The 21,962-nt window shown below is 59.3% G+C and carries 19 protein-coding genes and 1 pseudogene; 19 read left to right on the plus strand and 1 reads right to left on the minus strand.

All coding sequences use genetic code 11. From position 1 onward, the window contains the following. Positions 1 to 139 precede the first annotated feature (139 nt). The 4 genes from K8U03_17975 (at position 140) to K8U03_17990 (ending at position 4,662) form a co-directional block, all read left to right on the plus strand. The gene (locus tag K8U03_17975; protein ID MCE9606779.1) at positions 140 to 1,714 is read left to right on the plus strand and encodes an alkaline phosphatase D family protein; all 1,575 of its coding nucleotides are present in this window, start codon (positions 140 to 142) and stop codon (positions 1,712 to 1,714) included. Positions 1,715 to 1,746: 32 nt separating this feature from the next. Further along, positions 1,747 to 3,039 carry a hypothetical protein gene (locus tag K8U03_17980; GenBank protein ID MCE9606780.1) on the plus strand — a complete coding sequence of 431 codons (1,293 nt, stop codon included), beginning with the start codon at positions 1,747 to 1,749 and terminating at the stop codon, positions 3,037 to 3,039. A gap of 205 nt (positions 3,040 to 3,244) precedes the next feature. After that, positions 3,245 to 4,030: an MBL fold metallo-hydrolase gene (locus K8U03_17985; protein MCE9606781.1), complete on the plus strand. Its 786-nt coding sequence runs from the start codon at positions 3,245 to 3,247 to the stop codon at positions 4,028 to 4,030. A gap of 311 nt (positions 4,031 to 4,341) precedes the next feature. Beyond that, positions 4,342 to 4,662 (plus strand): calmodulin-binding protein, encoded by a 321-nt coding sequence (locus K8U03_17990; protein MCE9606782.1) that lies wholly within the window; start codon positions 4,342 to 4,344, stop codon positions 4,660 to 4,662. 54 nt (positions 4,663 to 4,716) lie between these two features. Here the strand turns inward: K8U03_17990 and K8U03_17995 are convergent, their stop codons facing one another. Continuing rightward, positions 4,717 to 5,928, minus strand: coding sequence for a M20 family metallopeptidase (locus K8U03_17995; protein ID MCE9606783.1), 1,212 nt, complete (start codon positions 5,926 to 5,928; stop codon positions 4,717 to 4,719). A gap of 534 nt (positions 5,929 to 6,462) precedes the next feature. Between K8U03_17995 and K8U03_18000 the strand changes: the two genes are divergently transcribed. The 15 genes and pseudogenes from K8U03_18000 (at position 6,463) to K8U03_18070 (ending at position 21,943) form a co-directional block, all read left to right on the plus strand. Then, positions 6,463 to 6,885: an NADH-quinone oxidoreductase subunit A gene (locus tag K8U03_18000; protein ID MCE9606784.1), complete on the plus strand. Its 423-nt coding sequence runs from the start codon at positions 6,463 to 6,465 to the stop codon at positions 6,883 to 6,885. Further along, positions 6,876 to 7,349 (plus strand): annotated as a pseudogene (gene nuoB / locus K8U03_18005) (NADH-quinone oxidoreductase subunit NuoB). Before K8U03_18000 ends, nuoB begins: the two are co-directional and overlap by 10 nt. A gap of 184 nt (positions 7,350 to 7,533) precedes the next feature. After that, on the plus strand, positions 7,534 to 8,037 hold the full coding sequence (locus K8U03_18010; protein ID MCE9606785.1) for an NADH-quinone oxidoreductase subunit C: 504 nt from the start codon (positions 7,534 to 7,536) through the stop codon (positions 8,035 to 8,037). Positions 8,038 to 8,042: 5 nt separating this feature from the next. Then, on the plus strand, positions 8,043 to 9,272 hold the full coding sequence (locus tag K8U03_18015) for an NADH-quinone oxidoreductase subunit D (protein MCE9606786.1): 1,230 nt from the start codon (positions 8,043 to 8,045) through the stop codon (positions 9,270 to 9,272). A 17-nt stretch (positions 9,273 to 9,289) separates the two neighbouring features. Next, on the plus strand, positions 9,290 to 9,787 hold the full coding sequence (locus K8U03_18020; GenBank protein MCE9606787.1) for an NAD(P)H-dependent oxidoreductase subunit E: 498 nt from the start codon (positions 9,290 to 9,292) through the stop codon (positions 9,785 to 9,787). 56 nt (positions 9,788 to 9,843) lie between these two features. After that, the gene (nuoF, locus tag K8U03_18025) at positions 9,844 to 11,199 is read left to right on the plus strand and encodes an NADH-quinone oxidoreductase subunit NuoF (protein MCE9606788.1); all 1,356 of its coding nucleotides are present in this window, start codon (positions 9,844 to 9,846) and stop codon (positions 11,197 to 11,199) included. Positions 11,200 to 11,224: 25 nt separating this feature from the next. Then, positions 11,225 to 11,614, plus strand: coding sequence for a four helix bundle protein (locus K8U03_18030; protein MCE9606789.1), 390 nt, complete (start codon positions 11,225 to 11,227; stop codon positions 11,612 to 11,614). Positions 11,615 to 11,683: 69 nt separating this feature from the next. After that, positions 11,684 to 13,324, plus strand: a complete 1,641-nt coding sequence (locus K8U03_18035; protein ID MCE9606790.1) for a (2Fe-2S)-binding protein — start codon at positions 11,684 to 11,686, stop codon at positions 13,322 to 13,324. Between the two features lie 89 nt (positions 13,325 to 13,413). Continuing rightward, positions 13,414 to 14,655, plus strand: a complete 1,242-nt coding sequence (gene nuoH, locus K8U03_18040; protein MCE9606791.1) for an NADH-quinone oxidoreductase subunit NuoH — start codon at positions 13,414 to 13,416, stop codon at positions 14,653 to 14,655. A gap of 14 nt (positions 14,656 to 14,669) precedes the next feature. Further along, positions 14,670 to 15,203 carry an NADH-quinone oxidoreductase subunit I gene (locus K8U03_18045; GenBank protein MCE9606792.1) on the plus strand — a complete coding sequence of 178 codons (534 nt, stop codon included), beginning with the start codon at positions 14,670 to 14,672 and terminating at the stop codon, positions 15,201 to 15,203. Next, positions 15,200 to 15,946: an NADH-quinone oxidoreductase subunit J gene (locus K8U03_18050; GenBank protein ID MCE9606793.1), complete on the plus strand. Its 747-nt coding sequence runs from the start codon at positions 15,200 to 15,202 to the stop codon at positions 15,944 to 15,946. Before K8U03_18045 ends, K8U03_18050 begins: the two co-directional genes overlap by 4 nt. Then, a complete protein-coding gene (nuoK, locus tag K8U03_18055; protein MCE9606794.1) occupies positions 15,939 to 16,400 on the plus strand; it encodes an NADH-quinone oxidoreductase subunit NuoK in 462 nt (153 codons plus the stop codon). Before K8U03_18050 ends, nuoK begins: the two co-directional genes overlap by 8 nt. After that, positions 16,393 to 18,489 carry an NADH-quinone oxidoreductase subunit L gene (gene nuoL / locus K8U03_18060; protein MCE9606795.1) on the plus strand — a complete coding sequence of 699 codons (2,097 nt, stop codon included), beginning with the start codon at positions 16,393 to 16,395 and terminating at the stop codon, positions 18,487 to 18,489. The genes nuoK and nuoL overlap by 8 nt, the downstream gene beginning before the upstream one ends. A 75-nt stretch (positions 18,490 to 18,564) precedes the next feature. Further along, positions 18,565 to 20,370 carry an NADH-quinone oxidoreductase subunit M gene (locus tag K8U03_18065; protein MCE9606796.1) on the plus strand — a complete coding sequence of 602 codons (1,806 nt, stop codon included), beginning with the start codon at positions 18,565 to 18,567 and terminating at the stop codon, positions 20,368 to 20,370. Next, entirely contained in the window at positions 20,360 to 21,943 is a 1,584-nt protein-coding gene (locus K8U03_18070; GenBank protein ID MCE9606797.1) for an NADH-quinone oxidoreductase subunit N, read from the plus strand. Before K8U03_18065 ends, K8U03_18070 begins: the two co-directional genes overlap by 11 nt. Positions 21,944 to 21,962: the final 19 nt, after the last annotated feature.

Genomic DNA, 21,962 nt, shown 5'->3' on the forward strand with positions numbered 1-21,962 from the left:
GGAAAACGCCTGCGCTCGTTGCGGCATCTGGCTTCATGGCACCGAGCGGCTAGACTGACGAATCGATCCGGATCCCGCACGACCTGCGCGCCGCGATCCGTTTTCGTTTTTCCCGCCCACTCCCTTAGGCTTCACTCCTATGTGTGCTTTGCGGATCGATGTGCCGGGCCGTGCATGGAGTCGTCGAGCCGTGTTGAAGGCCGGTGCTGCCGTGAGCTTCTGGCCGCTGCTCGGCGTGCCGGCTTCCGCGCTTGCGAAGAAGTTCGTCGCGACCGGCGACTATCCGTTCACGCTCGGCGTGGCGTCCGGAGATCCGCTCCCCGACGGCTTCGTGATCTGGACTCGACTGGCACCGAAGCCGCTCGCAGGGGGCGGCATGCCGGAGGAGAACGTCGAAGTTCGCTATCAGGTCGCCACGGATGAAAAGATGACGCAAGTCGTCGCGAAGGGAACCGCGATCGCCACACCCGACCTCGCTCACTCGGTACATGTCGAGGTGGTGGGCTTAGAGCCCGCGCGGTGGTACTTCTATCAATTCTCGGCCTCGGGCGAAACGAGCCCGGTCGGCCGAAGCCGAACGGCACCGAAGCTCGACTCGATTCCCGATCGCCTTCGTTTCGCTTTCGCATCGTGCCAACACTTCGAGCAAGGGCTATTCACCGCCTACAAGCACATGGCGGCGGAAGACCTCGACTTCATCGCGCATCTCGGCGATTACATCTACGAATACGCGGGCAAAGAAAAGCAAGTGCGAAAGCATGTCGGGCCGGTGCTCGACTTGCTCGTCGACTATCGCAACCGCCACGCACAATACAAGACCGACGAACATCTCCAAGCGGCGCATGCGAAGTGTCCGTGGCTCGTCACTTGGGACGATCATGAATTCGCGAACAACTGCGCAGGCCTGATCTCCGAGAAGTTCGACGAAACGCCCGAGGTCTACACGCGGCGTCGCGTGAACGCTTATCGCGCCTACTACGAACACATGCCGCTTCGCGTCGCGCAAGTGCCGCAAGGGCCGTCGATGCGGCTCTACCGAGAAGTCCCGTTCGGCGGCTTGGCCGACTTCCAGATTCTCGACACCCGTCAGTATCGCACCGACCAGCCGTGCGGCGACGGCAACAAGCTCCCGTGTCCCGAGGTTTACTCGAAACGGGGCACGATGCTCGGCGAGCGCCAAGAGGCTTGGCTTTATAAAGCGTTGAAGAAGTCGCTGGCGAAATGGAATGTGCTGACCCAGCAAGTGATGATGGCCCGCGTCGACCGGATGCCGGGCATGCTCGAAGCGTACAGCATGGATCAATGGCCCGGCTACGAAGCCAATCGCCAACGGGTACTGAAATTCTTCGCTGAAAACCCCGCGTTGAATCCGATCGTCGTTGCCGGCGACATTCACTCGAACTGGGCCAACGACCTACAAGTCGATTCGGCCGATCCGAAGTCGCCGATCGTCGCGACGGAGTTCGTCGGCACTTCGCTCAGCTCCGGCGGCGACGGGCAAGAAGCCAACAAAAACAGTTCCACGACGCTTTCGGAGAACCCGTTCGTCAAATTCTACAATGCCGAGCGGGGCTACGTGTCGTGCGACGTTTCGGCGAAAGAATGGAAGACGCATTACCGCACGCTGCCGTTCGTGACGAAGCCCGATGCGCCGCTCGTGACTCGAAAGACGTTCGTCGTCGAACATGGCAAGCCGGGGGCGAAGGAAGCGTAAGATCGTCACCTTGATTTCAAACAATCGACCGAATGAGGAAGGGCGATGGCCATTTCAACAAGCGTAGTAAAGGTTGCAGGGACAACGAAAGAATTGATCAAAAGCGCGTCTCGTGTTTTAAATTCGTTTCTTCAAAAGCCAATGAAGGAAGCAGGGGGCGCGTTGAGCGACTCAGGTTTATTCTCGCGTCCTTTGCCATGGAAACATTTCTAATGACGATAAAATTTCTTCGGCATTTCCTTTCGGCATTCGCGTTCTGCGTGGCGCTCGTGACGCTGCGTACCGCATGGTCCGCCGAGATCCCGACGAAAGTCGATGAGACTGCGCGTTGGGAAAACATCTCCGACGAGTTCTTCAAACGAATCGGAGTGCAGGACAAAACGCCGAACCACCTGCGGCGGTGCTTGGGCATGGCCGTGGCCCCGACCGGCCAGATCTTCATCGTCACCGGAGACGGCAACGGAATTTGTACGAGCAAGGACCAGGGCGCCACATGGACCGTGGGTTCCAAGAGCGATGCCGGCGGAAGCGGTATCACCGGTCGGTGCGAGACCGGCTTCAGTTTCTCGATGGCCTATCCCTACGACGGCAGGCTGGCGTTTTTTTGTATCGATGGAACCGGCGGTATCACACTCGACGGCGGCGCCGCTTGGCGCCCCTTCGGCAAACTGCTTCGGATGCTCGAATATGCCGACATGGATTGGAGCGAGCGCGATCCGCAAACGATATTCGGTTTACTGCATGAGCCCTACTATACCGTGCTGAGTATCGATGGCGGAAAGAGTTGGCGACAGATCTACAAAGAGAGCGAAAACGCCCAAGACAACCGCCACGCGCTCGGCCTCTACTACGGGCTCGCCGACTCCGAAACCCTACTTCGCTCCCACATCGATCAAGGAGGGATCGCCATGAGCAAGGACGCGGGTCGAACTTGGACCGGCGTTGCGAAATTTCACATCGTTGGACGGCGACCCGTGCACTTCGGAAAGAAAACGTATTGGCTCGCCAACGAAGGAGTCGTCGTTTCCGAAAACGGTACCGACTGGACGCTGACGGGGAAGGGCCCGGAAATGCCCCTCTTCGGCCCTTACTTCGGCGAGGACGACCGGCAGATGCTGGTCGTTTCGGAGCGGGCCTTTTCCATCTCTCGCGATGGCGGCAAGACATGGCGAGAGGTCGCGCCGACATTTTCCCCGCCCGACGGCATGAGAAAAAAGATCACCGCCAATGGATCGTTTAATTACTTCGGTTGGGACGCCAAGCACGACTACCTCTACGCTTCAGGGCTCGGCGCATCGATTTACCGGTTGAAGTTGGCCCCCTGACCGGAATGGAGCCCGTTCTCGAGCTCTACGGCGACCGCGAGTCACCGCGCGACGCGCTTCCGCGGGCCCCTAGCCGTTTTGCCGGCGTGGTTTTACAATTTGCCGTTTAGCCGAAGCGGCCGGGGACGAGCTTGCGACGAGATCGTCGACCGTCGCTCCCGTTCGTCGGCAGCCACGAATCTCTCCTGCGGTGTATATCATGGGCTTGCGCGAACGGAAGCCGATCTTTCCCGGCGTCATCGAGATCAACTATCAAGCCGGCGAGCGCTTCGGCTGCAACGTCTATTTGATTTACGATGGCAACGAATGGCTCCTCATCGATATCGGTTTCGATGAGTCGGTCGACGAAATCGTCGACCTGATTCGCGGCCTCGACTTCCCGCTGTCGGCCTGCAAGACGATCGTCGCGACGCATGCCGACGTCGACCACGTACAAGGGCTTGCGCGTCTGAAACAAGCCCTGCGCACGACGGTGACCGCCCATCCGTTGGCCGTCGAAACGCTCGTGCAAGGGGATCCGATCAAGACTTTTTCGGAGATCTCGGCGCAGAAGATCCATATTCCGATGCCGGTCATTCCGAAGGTCGAGCATACGGTCGTCGAAGGAGATCGGATCAAGGTCGGCGCACTCGAACTGGAGGTCTGGCACACCCCCGGCCATACCGACAGCCAACTCTCGTTTCGACTCGGCAACCTGCTCCTCTGCGGCGACAACATCTACCGCGACGGCTGCGTCGGCGTGATCGATGCCCATCACGGCAGCGATATCAAAGCGTTCGTCCAGTCGCTCCGCCGGATTAGAGCCTCGAACGTCGAATGGATGTTGCCGAGCCACGGCCCGATCTTCCGTAAAGACGATACCCAGCTCGATCGGACGATCGCCCGCCTCGAAGGGTATCTCCACATGGCCGACTTCGGTACTTGTGCTATCGATTGGCCGCTGATGGACGAATTCGATCGGGAACTGGCTGAAGGCAAGATGCCGAGCTAGTTCGCGACGGCGAACTCGTACGACCGCGAAACCGCAAGCGGCGTTGCTACACTGCTTGCGGGTTCGCGGCCGCATAAGCTACCGGGTCGTTAAAGTCGCATGATTTTCCAGCCGGCAAGCGTTCGGTTGTGCCGCCTCTAGCGAACATTCGCTCATTACCGGCAATAACGGTTGCCGATCCTCTACGGTAGACCCAGCGCTGCAGACCGCGCGGGCTCCGAATGCTATCGCCCCGAATGCTTGCGATCGGCCCGAAGAGCTTCCGTCGCGAAAACGTGCCCGCGCGTTATCGATAACACAGGGGAAACCAGATGATTCGCCGTACGCTTTTGCTCGCCGTGGTTGCGCTCGGATTGGTCGGCTCGCTGACCAGCTCGGCGGACGCCGGCGCCTACGGTCGCCAGTGGGGCCACAGCACTCCATCGACCGACTGGAACAAGTTCTACCACTACCCGTACGTGTACTATCCGCAGAACTATTGGTCGAGCGATTACTACAAGAGTAGCGAGAGCTTGTACTATCGGTATCCGGCGGAAATGCGCATCCCGGTCTACAACAAAGCTTGGCAGAACGAATACCCGCAAGCGCGCCGCTACCACCAAGGCCACCACTTCCAACTGGACGTGTTCTAAGCTCTTGTCGGTGGTCCGGAAGCGTTGCCCGTCGGGTTAAAAACAGGAGCCGCCTTAGGCGCTCCACGTGCGAGCGAAATCGTAGAGGATTTCGCTCGCCGGCGCTAGTTCGTCGAGCGGCAGCCACTCGTCGCACGTATGCGCCTGATCGATGCTGCCGGGCCCGAATACGACCGACGGCACGTCGGCCGCGGCGATGCGCGAGCCATCGGTGCCGAAGGCAACGCCGATCTTCGCACCTCTGCCCGAACGAGCCCGCGAAACTTCGGACAACCGCTCGGCCAGCGCGGCGTTCTTATCGTCCGGCATCGGCAGACTCGCATTGAACGGGGTCTCGTGTTCGATCGACGAGCCGAGCGCTACGATCTCGGGACGCTTGGCGAGCCAGTCGAGAATGTGCTTCTGCGCAGCGGCGGGGGTTTCGCCGGGAATCACGCGGCGACAAAGCTCGATCGTCGCTTTGTCGGGCACCGTGTTGCAACTGATGCCGCCGCGAATGATACCGACGCTCAACGTCGGCTGCCCGCAGAGAGGATGTCGCCCGAGCGTCGGGCAAACTTCCTTGGCGTATTCTTCGAGAGCAAGCAACACGCGGGCCATTTTATAAACCGCATTGTCGCCCATGTGCGGCTGCGAACTATGCGCCGCGCGGCCATGCGTGTGGATCCGCCAGCGCATCGTGCCTTTGTGCGCCACCACGACATCGAGGCTCGTCGGCTCGGCAACGACGCACACATCCGGACGCTTCGGGACGAATTCGTCGTGCTTCGACTCGGTCCAAAGTTTGGTGAGTGCCGTGGCACCGGTAAAACCGAATTCCTCGTTCACGACGCAAGCCAATACGACCGTCGGCCGCCCTTTGGGCCGTTCAATATTTAGGCGCTCCATCGCGCCGATCATCGCCGTCATCCCGCCTTTGATATCGCAGGAGCCGCGGCCGTAGATCCGGCCATCCTTGATCTCCGGCTTCCAAGGGTCGATCGTCATGCCTTGGACCGGCACGGTGTCTTGGTGCGCTTCGAGCAACACCAACGGCCCCCCTTTCTCAGGCGGCGGGAGGTCGCCGTCGACACGGATCAGGATATTCTCACGCTTCTCCGAGACGAAATACCGCTTGTAGCGCAGGTTCAATCGCTGGAACAGCTTTTCGAGATACTCGGTTACGCGGTATTCGAGATACTCAGGCCCTTCGAGCGGAAGCCCCATCGGGTTGACGCTAGGAATCGCGATGAGATCTGCCAGAGTCGCCGTGAGATCAATCGGCATGCGGAAGTCCTTCGTAACGATCGGGAGCGGGGGCGTAGAAGGCCGACACAGAGCATCGGCGACAAAGCATAGCGGCGTTGTGGCGAAGATTCTAACCGATTCGTAACTGGATCCGTAATGTGCTTCCAAGCGATAAGAATTCGTCGTGCAAAACGGCTAGCGAGCCCCCGTTTGCAACCATCATTGAGCAAGCCGAATCCACGAAGATCGAAAGCGGTAGACACGCTTTGAGCCCCTTCGTTTGAGGGCGTGAATCATGCCGCACCTTGTTGATACTTCGTCACAAGATGCCATTTCGCGAACTCCTGAATTTCAAGCTACTTCCGTCGCGTCGAAAGACTTACTAATAGTTCGCGATTGACTCCGTCGATTGTCTTGACCACTTACGACGCTAGCCTTACCATTGCGACTTACTCGACCGGATGGCTCGGGTTTATTTTTCGCCGGCGTTCGTGAAACGATTCACAAAGTCGCTTGCTGCGGTCGGAGTCGTCGTGTTGAGTATCGCCATAAGCTGTTAATCGGGTTGCCGTTATGCAAACGATCGGACTCACGATCCCGATTTTCCTGTTCCTCATTATCGCTACCGCGCAAGCGACGGCGATGCTGTTGATGGGGCGCATCTTCGGCCCCTCGCGCAATACCGCCGTGAAAGAGATGCCGTATGAGAGCGGCATGGATCCGATTCACGACACGCGTCGTCGATTCGATATCCGCTTCCATTTGGTTGCGATCGCCTTCCTCGTTTTCGACGTCGAAGTGCTGTTCATGTATCCTTGGGCCGTGGCCGCGAGGCGCGCCGCCGAAGGCCAGCCGGCGCGAGGCATCGATGCGGCCGTCGCGCAAGGAATGGTTGCCGATCGCGGAATCGTTTTCGGTGTGATGATGTTCTTCATCGCGCTGTTCGCCGTGGGATTTGTGTACGCGTTGCGCAAAGGGGTGTTTCGATGGCGATAGAGTTGCCTGAAAACGTCGTCATCAGCAAGCTCGACGAGTTGGCAAGTTGGTGCCGCAAGAACAGCCTCTGGCCGATGCCGTTTGCGACCGCTTGCTGCGGCATCGAGCTCATGGCTACCGGTGCGAGCAAGCACGATATCGCGCGCTTCGGCGCCGAAGTGTTTCGCTTCAGCCCACGCCAGTGCGATCTCATGATCGTCGCGGGGCGCGTGGTCATGAAGATGCTCCCGGTCTTGCAGCGCATCTGGCAGCAAATGAACGAACCCAAGTGGTGCATTTCGATGGGGGCTTGCGCCAGCACCGGCGGAGTGTTCGACACCTACTCCGTCGTGCAGGGGATCGATCGCTTTATCCCCGTCGATATGTACGTTCCCGGCTGTCCGCCTCGTCCGGAACAACTCATTCAGGCCATCATCGACCTGCAAGACAAGATCCAGCGCGAAGGAACGATGTCGGGCAAGGAATTCAACACCGACGCCCGCCAACAACGGAAGCGAGCCTTGATCGAATTGCCGATTATCTCACGCGGCGAGAGCCCCAACCTCGGCCCTCCGGGCGAAGGGCTTCCGGGCATCGTGGCCGGCTTGATGCGTTAGGGCCTGAACCGTCGCTGAAGAAGTTGCGAAGTCGAATCGAGGAGGTTGATTCATGTCCGTTGCCGGCGCAGAAACTTTGAAAGCCTTGGAAACCGCACTCGGCGCCGTCCAGCAAAGCGAGTTTCGCGGGCAGACGCGCGTAGTCGTTCCCAAAGAGAAACTCGCCGACGTATTTACGACCTTGCGCAACGGTCGCGGCTTCGACCAACTGGTCGATGTGACGTGCGTCGATTACCTCGCCTACCGCGATGCCACCGATCGCTTCGGACTCGTGTACCTGCTCACTTCGACGACCACGAACGAGCGGATCACGCTCCGTGTGTTCGTGAACGAGCCGGACCCGACCGTCGTCTCCGCGACCGGCTGGTGGGAAGGGGCCAACTGGCTCGAGCGCGAAGTGTGGGACATGTTCGGCATCACGTTCGATGGTCATCCCGATCATCGCCGCATCCTTTGCCCCGACGAGTTCACCGCGTTTCCGTTGCGAAAAGATTACCCGCTGCAAGGTCGCGGCGAACGTCACAACTTTCCCGTGCTCACGCGAAATCAGGCTTAATGGTTATGGGCTCGGCACCCGCTTCGACACGCAAGCTCGACATCGCACACGACGAGCAGCAGGATTATCTGTGGACGCTGAATTTCGGCCCACAGCATCCGGCTACGCATACGACGCTGCGCATCGTGATGAAGCTCGACGGCGAACGCGTAGTCGATGCGATGCCCGACATCGGCTATCTGCATTCCGGGTTCGAGAAGCTCGGCGAAAGCCTCGACTATAATCAGTATGTCACCGTCACCGACCGGATGAACTACATTTCGCCGATGGCGAACAATGTGGCCTGGCATGGCGCAGTCGAAAAGCTGCTCGGCATCGAGCTCACTCCGCGCTGCAAATACATTCGGACGATCATCTCCGAACTGGCCCGCATCAGCGACCACTTGCTCTGCAACGGCGCGGTCGGCCTCGATGCCGGAGCGTTCACGTTCTTCCTCTACGCTTTCAATAAGCGGGAAGACATCTACGACATCTTCGAGACGCTCTGCGGCGCCCGTTTCACGAACAGCTACACGCGCACCGGCGGCCTTTCGCAAGACATCACGCCGCTCGTGATCGAGAAGATTCGCCGCTTCATCAAGACTTTCCCCAAAGTGCTCGACGACATGGAGCGGCTGCTGAATCGCAACCGAATCTTCATCGATCGCACGAAAGGGGTCGGTGTTCTTTCGAAGGAAGAAGCGCTCAGCCGCAGCGTGACCGGTCCGCTTGCCCGAGCCTCGGGCGTGTCGCGCGATTTGCGCAAAGACGAGCCTTATCTAGCGTATTCCGATTTCGATTTCATCGTGCCGTGCTCGAAGACCGGCGACTGCTTCGCGCGCTACTTGGTTCGCCAAGAAGAGATGAAGCAAAGCCTCGCGATCATTACGCAAGCGGTCGAAAACATTCCGGCCGGACCGATCAACGTCGGCATCGATCAGCGCACCACGATCCCGAACAAGCGAATGGTCTACTCGACCATCGAAGGGACGATTTCGCACTTCGAACTCGCCATGGCGAACCGCGGCTTCGAGACGCCGTTCGAAGAGTCGTATTCCGCGATTGAAAGCCCTAACGGCGAGCTCGGTTTCTATCTCGTCGGCAACGGTAACGACGTCGCCTATCGAGCCCGCTGCCGGCCGCCGTCGTACATCCACTTCGCCTTGTTCCCGTATCTGATTCGCGGACATACGCTGTCGGATGTGGTCGCCGTGTTGGGAAGCTTGAATATCATCGCCGCGGAACTGGATCGATAACGTCGAAAGCAAGTGTCATGATCGCAACACCACGCATCCTTACCGACGAAATGGTCGCCGAGATCAAGGCGTTCATTCCGCGCTATCCGTCGAAGCAAGCGGTCACGCTCCCGGCGTTGCACATCGTCAACGATCGGTTGCGCTACGTCCCGTTTCAAGCGGTAATCGAAGTCGCCGAAATCCTCGGGCTCGCGCCGGCGCAAGTGCAAGACACGCTCAGCTTCTACGGCTACTTCAAACAAGACAAGCCGCACGGTGAAACGCGGGCCTGGGTCTGCCGCTCGATCGCTTGTGCGCTCCGGGGTGCCGACGATCTGATCGAACACATGTGCCACAAGGCCGGCGTCGCCCCCGGCGGCACGACGCCCGACGGCAAGCTCACCATCGAGTTCGCCGAATGCCTCGGCGCATGCGAGTATGCCCCTTGCATGCTTGCCGGCGAAGAACTGGTGAAAGATTTAACGAACGAAAAGGCCGATGCTTTTATCGCCTCGCAAACATCGAGTGCGAAATAGTTGCTCCCGACTCGGATGCAACGAGAGAGACATAAAACTTCGCGGCCCGGAACATCATGGCAAAATTCGAACCCGTCCTCCTCGCCAATATCAACAAGCCCGACTCGCACACGCTTAAAGTGTACGAGGCGAACGGCGGCTATCGCGCGCTTCGCAAAGCGCTCAAGGAGATGACGACCGACCAAGTGATCGACGTCGTCAAGACGAGCGGCTTGCGGGGTCGTGGCGGAGCGGGTTTCCCGACGGGCTTGAAATGGACGTTCTTGCCGAAGAACCATCCCGGCCCGATCTATATGTGCATCAACGCCGACGAAAGCGAGCCGGGCACATTCAATAATCGCTACTTGATGGAGCTTGATCCGCATCAGGTGATCGAAGGGATCATCTTGAGTTGCTATGCGACGAAAGCGACTACGGCGTACCTCTATATTCGAGTCGAGTATCCGTTGTCGCGACGCCGGCTACAGTCGGCAATCGACGAATGCTACGCCTCGGGCTTGCTCGGAAAAAACATTCTCGGCTCGGCCTTCTCGCTCGATATCTTCATTCATGTCGGCGCTGCTGCTTATATCTGCGGTGAAGAAACCGGCCTGATCGAGAGCCTGGAAGGAAAGCGGGCTTGGCCGCGCATCAAGCCGCCGTTCCCTGCGATTGAAGGAGTGTTCCGCAAGCCGACCGTCGTGAACAACATCGAGACCGCGGCCTGCGTGACGCAGATCGTCGATCGGGGTGCCGATTGGTTTAAATCGATCGGCGTACCTGCCGACCCTAAGAACCCGCGCGATCCGGGCAGCTACGGCCCGAAGCTTTATTGCCTCAGCGGCCACGTCAACAAGCCGGGCTGTTACGAAGCTCCGCTCGGGATCACGCTTCGGCAACTCATCGATGAGTACGGCGAAGGGATTTGGAAAGGGCGCAAAGCTAAGGCGGCGATCCCCGGCGGCATCAGCATGGGCTTGTTCACCGAAGCGGAGTTCGACACGCCGCTCGATTTTGCAGGGCCGGGCAAGGTCGGGTGCTTGGGGCTCGGCACGGCAGCCGTCGTCGTGATGGACGAGACGGTGAGCATGGTCGACTTCCTGCACAACAGTTGTCGCTTCTTCGCACACGAAAGCTGCGGGCAATGCACTCCCTGTCGTGAAGGAACTCACTGGTCGCTCACGATGCTCGACCGCATCAAGGCCGGCAAAGGTCGCCTCCGCGATCTCGACCTGCTGCTCGAGATCGGCGACTCGATCGGCATCATTCCCGGCACGACGATCTGCGGCCTTTCGGACGGCGCAGCCTGGCCGATCAAGAACGCGATCCGCAAGTTCCGCAGCGAATTCGAGGACTACATCAAACGCACGAACCCGACGGGTTACATGGTCAAGGATCCGGTGATGGCGTTGCCGATCTTGGCGCACCACTGAGAGAAGTCAGAAGTGAAAATGCAAAATGCAAAACGGCGGAGACGTTGAATCAAACAAGAAACGAGACCTTGCCGAGAGAACAAAGCAATTTGCGATCCGAGTCATTCGACTGTATTCATCGCTCCCCAAAAACGACGGCGCGGCCCAGATACTCGGAAAACAAATATTACGAAGTGGAACTTCCGTAGGTGCTCAGTATCGCGAAGCGATGCGAGCGCGATCGACAGTGGAGTTCATCAGTAAGATTCAATCGAGTTTGCAGGAGTTGGAAGAAACTCGATATTGGCTGGAGTTATTGATCGAAGCGGAGTTGGTACCCATCAAAAGGCTCGCGCCGCTTTTGGAAGAATCTATGGAATTGATCGCGATTTTGGTCGCATCGACGAAAACAGCAAAGCGAAGGTCGAAAGAATAAACGAACGACTATGTAGGCATTCTTCTTCCGAACTTTTGCATTTTGCATTCTGACTTTTGAGTTTGATTTATGGGCATCGTCTTAGTTGACGGAATTGAAGTAACGGTCGGTGACAACGAACGCCTCAACGGCATTCAAGCCGCCGAGCGCGCCGGCATCGAAGTGCCGCACTACTGCTGGCATCCGGGCCTGTCGGTCGTTGCGAGTTGCCGCATGTGCTTGGTCGAGCAGGGGACGAAGAACCCGCAAACGGGCAAGATCGACATGCTGCCGAAGGTCGTTCCGGCTTGCCAAACGCCGGCGAAAGACGGAACCGTCTTCATCACGAACAGCGCCAAGGTGGAACAATGCCGCGCTCAAGTCGAAGAAGCTTTGCTGATCGACCATCCGATCGACTGCCCGATCTGCGATAAGGCGGGCGAATGTCGGTTGCAAGACTACCACTTCGCACACGGCCAAGACGAGCGCCGCGCCGACATCCGTCCGTTTCACAGCAAGAAACGGGACATGGGAGACACGGTCTCCTTGTTCGTCGATCGCTGCGTGATGTGTACTCGCTGCGTCCGATTCACGCGCGAGATCACCGGCACCAGCGAGTTGATGGTCATCAATCGTGGCAGCCACGAAGAAATCGATGTGTTTCCCGGCTATCCGCTCGACAATAAAATGTCGGGCAACGTCGTCGACCTTTGCCCGGTCGGAGCGCTCGGCGACAAGGACTTCATGTACCAACAGCGTGTTTGGTTCATGAAGTCGCACGACGGCATCTGCACGAACTGCTCGGGCGGCTGCAACTTGCACATCGACGAAAACCAAGATCACATCTACCGGCTTCGCCCGCGCGAGAACATGGAAGTGAACAAATGGTGGCTCTGCGACGAAGGTCGCTACGGCTATCACCACGTTCACGCCGAAGACCGTCTCGTCGGCCCGAAACGGAAAGAGGGGCCCAAGCACGTCATCATCGAGTGGAGCACCGTCACCACGGAGTTGAAGGCGAAGCTGAAATCGGTGGGCCCGTTGGCCGCCGTCATTTCGCCGCACCTGACGCTCGAAGAAGCGTACCTGCTGATTAAGTTCATCCGTGGGCTCGATCCCAATGCGATCCTGGCGCTCGGGCCGGTGCAGGTCGTCGGGTCGGATGAAACGTACCCCGGCGGCTTCACGATCCATGCCGAAAAGGCTCCGAATCGGCGCGGCATCAAGATGCTGCTCTCGCACTTCGGCGGCCGAACGATGAACTTCGACGACCTGACGGCCGAGATCGCCAAAGGCGCCGTCCGCGGGGCGTGGGTCTCCGGCGGTTATCGCCTGAAGGGTTGGAACGACGCTGACGTCGCCGCCAAGTTCGCGAAGCTCGACCTCCTCGTCGTGCAAGACATGTTCGCCTCGCCGCTGTGGGACCTCGCCACGTACCAGTTACCGGGCGGGGCTTTCGCCGAACGGGACGGCTCCTACGTCAACTTCGCGGGTCGTTTGCAATCGGCCAAGTGGGCCATTCGCCCGCCGGTCGGCGCGTGGGTCGAAGGGCAATTGCTTCATCGTCTGCTCGACCGTCCGGGCCTGTTCAACGGTCGCAAGGTACTCACCGAGTTGGCCCAAGAGATTCCGGCGTTCCATCTGGCGCTCAACGAGGTGCCGTCGACGGGCCTCGATCTGACCGTGAACATGATCGCCGCAAACGGCGAGGTGGCGGCGCAACCCGTTTAGCAAGTCGCGGGGCATGCCCCGTCCTAGAAGCAAGAAATTCCGCGGGGCATGAAGTCCTGCGGCTAACCTTAGAACACCGAACTGATAACATGCTCGCCATTTCCATCGAAGCTCTCATCAAGATCGCGCTGCTCATGGGCGGGCTCATGACCGCCGCGGCGTACTTCGTCTTGCTCGAGCGCTGGATCGCCGCGTGGGTGCAAGACCGCAAGGGGCCGAATCGCGTCGGCATCCCGTTTACGAAGATCAAGCTTTTCGGACTCGGGCAGCCATTGGCCGACGGCTTGAAGTTCATCTTCAAGGAAGAACACACGCCGCGCCACGTCGACAAGATCCTCTTCACGCTCGCGCCGATCTCGATTCTCAGCGCGGCGCTAGCCGTGTATGCCTGCATCCCGTTCGGCAGCGTGTTGCCGAAGGGAGCGATTCCGGGGGTCGATCATCAGATCGAGCTCATCGCCGCACCGGGTATCGATGTCGGCATGATCTACATCTTCGCGCTGTCGAGCATCGCCGTATACGGCGTGATCCTCGGTGGCTGGGCCAGCAACAGCAAATACAGTCTCCTCGGCGGCTTGCGATCCAGCGCGCAGCTCATCGCCTATGAGCTTCCGATGGGGCTCTCGATCATCGGCGTCGTGCTGCTCTCCGGTTCGCTGCGGCTCGAAGACGTCATCGGCTCGCAAGCTTCGAGCGGCATGTGGAACGCGTTCGCACAGCCGCTGGGCTTCGTGATCTTCGTCGTCGCTTCGTTCGCCGAAGCGGCCCGATTGCCGTTCGATTTGCCGGAAGCCGAGCAAGAACTCGTCGGCGGCTACCATACCGAGTATTCCGGCATGCGGCTGATCGTGTACCTGATCGCCGAATTCCTGCACATGATCACCGCTTCGTTCTTGATCGTGATCTTGTTTCTCGGCGGCTGGCATCTCTGGGGCATCACAGGCAGCACGAACGAAGTCACTTGGTTCCAAGCGATCGCACGGATCGTCGTGTTGAACGTGAAGATCTTCGGCGTCATCGTGTTCTTCATGATGATCCGCTGGAGCTGGCCTCGCTTTCGCTTCGATCAGCTCATGTCGCTCGCCTGGAAGGTGATGCTGCCGCTTGGGCTCGTGAACTTGGTCGCCGTAGCTTGCTTCGTCGAATATGAAGCTCCGTTGAAAGCAAAGCTCGGCGTCTTAGGGCTTACCGCAGCCATGTGGGGCTTATCGCTCCTGGCATGGATCGCCGCCGGCATTCTCGCGCCGTTGCACACCGACAACTCCGCTCGCAAAGATGAATTCGTGTTGGCCGCCGAAGACCGTAATCTCGGTCTCCGCTCACACGTTTAAGGGATACACGTTTCATGAAGCCGGATGATCCGAAAGTCAAATGGGTCGAAGAACCCAAGCTCGGCCTCGCAGGCAAGATGTACTTGCCTGCGCTGATCCAAGGCTTGGCCGTAACGACGAAACATTTGTTCGCTCCGAAGATGACGGTCAGCTTTCCCGAGCAACGCCCGGAGATCGGCAACCCGTTGATCTATCGGGGCGTGCATCGACTCAACAAAGACGAACAAGGCCGCGTCAAATGCGTCGCGTGCTTCCTCTGTGCTACGGCCTGCCCGGCACACTGCATCGACATCATCGCGGCCCCGAGCCCGTGGCCGGATCGGGATAAATACTGCGAAAGCTTCACGATCGACGAACTCCGCTGCATCTTCTGCGGCATGTGCGAAGAAGCCTGCCCGGTCGATGCCGTCGAGTTGACGAGCCTGTTCGATCTCACCGGCCGTAGCCGTGAAGAGATGATTTTCGACAAGGAAAAACTTTTGAGCGTATACGACATGACCAAAGACGCCGAGCCGATGAAGTCGGCTTCGCTCGGAGGTGCGCCATGACGTCGAAAGAAATCGCTCTGCTCGTCGCACCGTCGCTGCTGCTTGCCGTTGGTCTGTGGATGCTTCTGCCGCGCGGCACGTCGCGAGGCAAAGCCGTCGGGCTGCTCTTCACGACGATTTCGCTCGGTTTATTCGCCGGCCGGCTTTGGCCGCTCGAAGACTTGGTGAGCGATGCCGTGTTCTATTCGATGGCGGCGGTCACGCTCGCCTCGGCGATCGGCGCCGTCACGATGCGCAGCCCCGTCTATTGTGCGATTTGGTTCGCGTTGACGTTGCTCGGCACCGCGGGCCTGTTTTTCTTTCAAGGCGCGCAGTTTCTCGGCGTCGCGACGATCGTCGTCTACGCCGGTGCGATCCTCGTCACGTTCTTGTTCGTGCTCATGCTGAGCAGCCCGGAAGGGAACGCACTGTACGATCGCTTGAGTTGGGAAGCGTTCATCTCGGCGGCGACGGGAGCCGTGCTGGTTTGCCTGCTGACATGGACCGCGGCGTCGAACAACTTTCGCCCGGCGAACGGCAAGCGGATCGAAGGCCCGGCGCAGATCGTCTTCTCGTCGTCGAACGAAGAGCAGGGCAAAAAGATCCTCTCGCAGAATCACGTCGAGAAGCTTGGGGCCGAGCTTTTTTCGCGACACCTAGCGGCGGTCGAAGTCGGCGGCACGTTGCTGCTCGTCGCGCTCGTCGGAGCCATCGCCGTCGCCTCGCACGGCCAAAGCGCCATGGAGGAAAGTCGCGATGCCTAACGCTCATGCCGTAGCCGAAATTCATCTCCTGGAAAACTATCTCCTCGTCGGCGGACTGTTGTTCGCCATCGGGCTCGTCGGCTTTCTCAGCCGGCGCAATATGATCGTGATGTTCCTCGCCGCCGAAATGATGTTGCAAGGGGTGTCGGTCAGCCTCGTCGGGTGGGGCCGGTTCCACAACGACTGGGGCGGTCAGATGCTCGTTATTTTCATTCTCACTGTCGCCGCTTGCGAAGCTGCGATTGCGCTCGCTCTGGTGCAAATGTTGTTCTATCGCGGCGGCAATCTCGATATCGCGCTCTGGCAGAACCTCCGCGAGTCGAATCAGCCCCGCTATGTGGATCGCGAAATTCCGCCGAGCGACGACGACAAGATGACGTTCCCGAAGCTCACCCCTTCCGGCATTGATCCGCACATCCAAGTAGAAGAAACGATTCACCGTACCCATGTTTAACTTTAGCTTGAACGAGATCGAGAAATTGGTCGTCTTGATACCGACGTTGCCGCTCGCGGCGACGTTGGTCACGGCGATTCTCGGCAAACGTTGGTTGAAAGAGCGGAGCCACTGGCCGGTCCTCTTTGCGTTCGCCGCCGCCTTCTTGGTCAGCCTGCAATTACTGTCCGTCGTCAACGGAAAAGTTCACGAAGCTCATGCCCAAGGCTATGCCGACGGCGGCTTCTCGCAAACCGTGACGCTCTGGCAATGGGTGGTCGTCGAAGATGCCGCCAAGGTCGACGGCAAGCTGCGCGACTTCGTCGTCGACATCACGCTGCGCGCCGATCCGCTCACGTCGATCATGCTCTGCATGGTCACGTTCGTCGCCACGCTCGTCGTCATCTACGCGTCGGGCTACATGCATGGCGATCCCGGCTACTGGCGATTCTTCTCCTATGTCGGGCTCTTCGTCTTCTCGATGACCATGCTCGTCTCCGTCAGCAACTTCTTGCTGCTCTATGTGTTCTGGGAGTCGGTCGGCGTTTGCAGCTACTTGCTGATCGGATTTTGGTTTGAAAAGCCCGAGGCTGCGGCGGCCGGTAAAAAGGCGTTTCTAGTCAATCGGATCGGCGACTTCGGTTTCGCACTTGGCGTGTTCCTGATCTTCCTCACCTACGGCACGCTCAATTTCCACGACACGGAGGGAGTCGCCGGCGTCACGGGCGTTCTCAGTGCGACATCAGTGACGAACCCGAACTTCTACGTCGGCGGCAGCATCGGCACGGCGATCGCGCTGCTGTTGTTCGTTGGTGCTTGCGGCAAGAGCGCTCAGTTTCCTCTGCATGTGTGGCTCCCCGACGCGATGGAAGGCCCGACCCCGGTCAGCGCGCTCATCCACGCCGCAACGATGGTCACCGCCGGCGTCTATATGGTGACGCGCTGCACGCCGCTCTATGCCGTTTCGGAAACGGCGCAGGTGGTCGTTGCTTCGGTCGGCATGTTTACTGCCCTACTCGCCGGCCTTATCGCCCTCACGCAAAATGATCTCAAACGGGTGATGGCCTACTCGACCGTGAGCCAGCTCGGCTACATGTTCCTCGGGCTCGGCACAGGCAGCCTCGCGGGCATCACCGGCGGCATGTTCCACTTGTTCACGCATGCCTTCTTCAAGGCGCTATTGTTCCTCGGGGCCGGAAGCGTGATGCACGCGATGCATCATGTGATCGACATGCGCCGCTTCAGCGGCTTGCGGCATATCATGCCGTGGACGCATAAGACCTTTTGGTTCGGCTGCTTGGCGCTGTCGGGTGTGTTCCCGTTCGCCGGTTTCTTCAGCAAAGACATGATTATCGCCGCCGTGCATGATCGGGCACACGACCCGAACCTCGGCCATCACGGCTTGTACACGATCCTCTATTGGGCGGCGTTGTTCACGGCCTTTCTCACGGCGTTCTACACGTTCCGCGCGTTGTTTCTCACGTTCTTCGGCCCGCTCAAGACGCCGGCGGAAGCCCATCACCCGCATGAGTCGCCTCGGAGCATGACCGTTCCGCTGGTCGTTCTCGCGATCTGTGCCGTGTCGGTCGGTGCGTTGCTCGAGCACTCGTTCGCACATTTGCTGTGGCATACTCCTTCGCTCGCTTACGACAAGTTCGCTGCGGCAGCCGCGAAAGGGGTTGAGTTTCACTTCGATGTCGCCGCTCTGAGCACGGTCGCGGCGGCAGTCGGCATCGGCCTCGCCGCGTTCATGTATCTCGGCAAGCGCAGCGAAGCGGAACAAGTGGCCGAGTTCGCCAGCACCCGTCGCGGACTCTGGCTCTATCAACTCTCGCAACATAAGTTCTATTTCGACGAACTGTACCAAGTGTTCTTCGTTTGGCCGCTTCGCGGACTGGCTTGGGTCAGCTATGCGATCGATCGATTCGTCATCGATGGCTTGGTGAATCTCACCGGTCGCGTGCCGCAAGTCGCCGGGGCGCTGTTGCGTTCGCTACAGACCGGCATGGTTCAGTTCTACGCGTTGGCGATGGTGCTCGGGATGTTGGTGTTGTTCGGATCGTTGAGGTTTACGGCGTTGCTCAAGCCGTTGATGGAAACGAAGTTGTAAGTCTAGGTTGGGCGCGTCTACGTTAGGCCCTGTTACGAGTGCCGCTGCGGCACGACAAAGCGAAGGACGTTTTCGGTGAATCTGCTTGCCACGACTATCTTGATACCGCTCGTCGGAGTCGGCCTGATCTGGGCCTTATCCGACGGCAGCCGACATGTGGCTCGCTGGATCGCGCTGGCGACCTCGCTCGTTACGCTCTATTGGGCGGCGAAGTGCCTCTTCGCTACGCCTCTGCCCGCTTGCGACGTCCCTTGGTTTACTTCCGCCAACGTCGACATCCGTTTCAACCTGGGCCTCGACGGGCTGAGCTTGTGGATGTTCGGCCTCAGCGCGCTGCTTTCGGTTACGGCTGTGTTGGTGAGTTGGGAAGCGATAGAAGAGCGAGGGCCGCTCTTCTATTCGTTGCTGCTGATCTTAGAAACCGGCATGCTCGGCGTCTTCGCCGCGCGCGATGTCTTATTGTTCTACGTGTTTTTCGAGTTCACGCTGATCCCGCTCTTCTTCTTGATCGGCATCTGGGGAAGCGAACAGCGACGCTATGCGGCCGTGAAGTTCTTCTTGTTCACCTTGGCCGGAAGCATGCTGACGTTCCTCGGCATGTTGGCGATCGTCGCGTTGCACTACCAAAACAATCCGGCGGGCGGACTGACGTTCAGCATCCCGACAATCACACAAGGCCTAGCCGTGCATCCGCTCACGGCAGCGCAACAATTTTGGATCTTCCTAGCCCTGTTCGCAGGCTTCGCGATCAAGGTCCCGCTGTTCCCGTTGCATACCTGGCTGCCGCTCGCGCACGTGCAAGCTCCCACGGCCGGCTCCGTCTTGCTTGCCGGCATCTTATTGAAGATCGGCACCTACGGCTTCCTCCGCTTCAACATGGCGATGCTTCCCGACGCCACGGTCGCATGCATGCCGTGGGTCTTATGGCTCGCCGCCGGGGGGATTATCTACGGCGCACTCGTCGCGCTCGCGCAAGGCGACGTCAAACGCCTGATCGCTTATTCGTCCGTGAGCCATCTCGGCTACTGCATGCTCGGCCTCTTCGCCTTGAACCCGCTCGGCATGCAGGGAGGCGTGTTGCAAATGATTAACCACGGCATTTCCACCGGCGGCTTGTTCGCCGTGTTCGGCATGATCTACGAGCGTTACCATTCGCGCGAGATCAATAAGTTCGGCGGACTAGCGAAGCGAATTCCGATCCTTTCGCTCTTTATGTTGATCTTTACGTTCTCCAGCATCGGCTTGCCCGGCATGAACGGCTTCACCGGCGAGTTCATGATCTTGCTCGGCATTTTTCAGCGCGGCTATTTGAATCCTGCGCCTGGTTTGCAAGTGCAATGGATGACGATCTCCGTGCTCGCCGTGTTCGGTGTCGTCCTCGGGGCATGGTATATGCTTTGGCTCTACCAGCGCGTCTTCTTCGGGCCGCTTCGCGAGCCGGGCCATGAACCGGCACCGGCGGCAAGTGCGGCGCACGCTTCCCACGCACACGATGCGCATAGCCACGATGCCCACGGTCAGGGCGCCGCACACGGCCACGATGCACACGGCCATGCCGAAGATCACGGCGCGTCGTCGATCCGCGACATGAGTTGGCGCGAGTTCTGGGCCGTTGCCCCGCTCGTGGTCTTCGTCTTTTGGATCGGCCTCAAGCCGCAAACGTTTCTCGCTCCGATGCAGGCCGATATCGGTGCCGTAACGACGAAAGTCGAAATCGCGTTCGCCGCGCATCAGTGGCCGGTAGCCGATCATACTCAGGTTGCGACGCAGCCGATGGTAGAAAATCCCGCGGTCGATCACACTGCCGCTAATCAACGTAAAGCCGTGTCCGAAAAGTCGGCGTCGTCCGACAAGGTGGAGGATTTCGCTCGTGTCGAATGATACCGTTTCGATTCTAATTCCTGAGCTGATCCTCGTTCTCACGGCGACGTTAATCTACACGGCCGGCGCATTTCTGCCCGGCAAGAAGTTCTGGGGCGCGATCGCGCTGCTCGGCATCGTCGCAGCGGCGTTCGTATTGCGCGGCCAGTATCATCATTGGTTCCTCCCCACCGGCGCGCATGTGCCGATGTTGACGGCGCCGGTCGGCGGTCCGCTCGCGGTCGATCTCTTCGGCCAATACATCCGCTTCTTGGCGCTCTTGGTCGGCGGGATTTTCATTCTCACGGCATCGCGCCCGCAGAACGAGAAACTGGTGCCCGAGTACATCGGCACGGTCCTCATGTCGATTGCCGGGTTGATGTTGGTCGGCGGTGCAGGGGAGTTGACGCTTCTTTTCCTCGGTTTGGAACTGATTTCCATTCCGACCTACGTGTTGTTGTTCCTGGGTCGCAAAGATATCGCCGGCGCAGAGTCGGCAGCCAAGTATTTCTTCCTTAGTATTCTTTCGTCCGCCATCACTCTCTACGGCTTCAGCTTTCTCTACGGCGTCGGCGGATCGACGCGGCTCGACGACATCCAAGCGGCGCTCTCCGCCTCGCTTGCGAGCGTTCCCGGCGCAACGGCCTCGTCCTACGCACAACTCGCTCTGGTGCTCGTCATCGCAGGGCTTGGGTTTAAGATCGCCGCCGTGCCGTTTCATTTCTACGCGCCGGATGTTTACCAAGGCACTACGCACGCCAACGCCGGTTTGCTGGCCGTATTGCCGAAAATCGCCGGCATCGCCGCGCTGATTCGCATCGTCTCGATCGCGATGCCCGGTACGGAAGAGACGGGCATACGCGTCACGATGATTCTTGCCATCATCACGATGACGCTCGGGAATGTCGTCGCGCTTTGGCAAACCGATATTCGCCGAATGCTCGCCTACTCATCGATCGCGCACGCCGGCTATATGCTCGTCGGTCTCGCAGTCGATCTTGCCGCTCGTCGATCGGGCATCGACACGGTCGATGGCGTCGGTGCGGCTCTCTTCTACGTCGCGGTTTATTCACTCGCCACAGCCGGCACATTCGCCGGCCTCACCTACCTCAGCGGCCGCAAGAAGCAAATCGATACGCTGGAAGACCTAGCCGGTATCGGTCGGGCCTATCCGGCCACGGCTTTAGCGATCGCCGTGTTCATGTTCAGCCTTACCGGCCTGCCGCCGCTCGCCGGCTTCTGGGGTAAATTCGAACTGTTCTCCGGCGCGGTAAAGATCGGCTTAGCGGGAGATACCGCACCGAAACTTTCCGGTTGGTTTCTAGTGTTGTCGGTCGTCGGGGTGTTGAATGCCGCGGTTTCGGCTGCGTACTATCTGCGAATCATCGGCGTGATGTACTTTCGCGAGCCGACGACATCGACGAAGGCCGAAGGCGGCCTCGGCCCGAAGCTCGCCATGTTCGCTTGCGCGGCTCTAACGATCTTCATCGGCCTAAGCCCGGGCATGCTCTCGCAAGGCTCGAATGCCGCTGCCGAGTCGGCTCGTGTGTCCGGTGAGAGTGCCCCGGCTCCTTCGCAGCACGCTTCGCGCTGATTGGCGAGGAAGCCGGTTA

Source organism: Planctomycetia bacterium (assembly GCA_021413845.1).
Taxonomy (GTDB): Bacteria; Planctomycetota; Planctomycetia; order Pirellulales; family PNKZ01; genus PNKZ01.